The sequence below is a fragment of the Vibrio marinisediminis genome (assembly GCF_014050145.1).
Lineage (GTDB): Bacteria > Pseudomonadota > Gammaproteobacteria > Enterobacterales > Vibrionaceae > Vibrio > Vibrio marinisediminis.
Genome location: NZ_JACFYF010000043.1, coordinates 1 through 1,021, shown reverse-complemented (window position 1 = coordinate 1,021; position 1,021 = coordinate 1). Strand labels below are relative to the sequence as shown.

1 protein-coding gene is annotated in these 1,021 nt (G+C 38.9%); it reads left to right on the top strand.

The genetic code is table 11. The annotated features are described in order from the left end of the window. Window positions 1-860: 860 nt before the first annotated feature. Window positions 861-1,021 (top strand): 2TM domain-containing protein (locus H2O73_RS20245; RefSeq protein WP_306464280.1); only part of this gene is annotated, 161 nt, incomplete at its 3' end.

Genomic DNA, 1,021 nt, shown 5'->3' with positions numbered 1-1,021 from the left:
AGATGGCTGTATGTGGGATGCAGATAGCGCCAAAAATTAACTATTGACGCCATAGTCTCTTGTTATGCATATTCCCACTTGTCACCTAGAAAATCACCCTTAGCATTCCACGCAAGAAAATTGCTTTGTAATTTAGAGAACTCGTTAAACAAAGTGCCCAGCCGATTCAGTTCTCTAGGTTCAAGTTGTATACAAAACTCTGATATATGTTTGTAGGGTAAGGGAGAATTATTGCAGAACCTAATTTGAAGTGCACATTGCCCTCGAGGACTCACCATAAATGCCCTCAGACGAAAATAATGCGCAAAGTTATCCTCTTCCCTTTCCGAACCTATTTCATACAAAAAAACGTCTTGTGGATGGCGCGGAAAAGCCTCTAGACCCTTAGCGATTTTCATAAGGTCAGAGGCATTATTATAGAGTTCAAACCTTGTACTCTGCATACCATTTGAAACATCCCACAAAAGTTGCAAGTGATATGGTTCTTCATAAGGAATTCTTTCTATTTTTACGCAATATCCCATTTTTACCCTTAATATGCATAACGCCGCATTAAGGGGCGAAAGACGCTATCCCCTGAACTAAGGTATTGTGACATAAACACTTAATTAAAACTGTGACACCAAACCGCCAAGCGTTTTGAGTCCCTCTTAAATGCTTTGTTAGCTTACGAGCTTGGGGGAATTAGAAACTCAAGAATGCCGCTTTTTGGTTCGTATCCCTTAGACGTGGACACTTTATCCTAGTTATTGACACTTCACTCCCCCTTTTCAACATTTCGTCGCAAAGAAACCTCAAGCCCCACAACTACATTTATCATTACTCCGTATTCGATACTTACGTTAAAAAAGGATAGTGAAATGGATCAAACAATGCACACAACTAATCAACAAGAACACATACGGGCTCAAGTTAAAAAGATAAAAGAATTTTATGTCCACTTAACCAAATACTTATCGGTAATATGCCTATTGTTTGTCATTAATTTCGTAACTGGTACTGAGGAACTTTGGGCAATTTA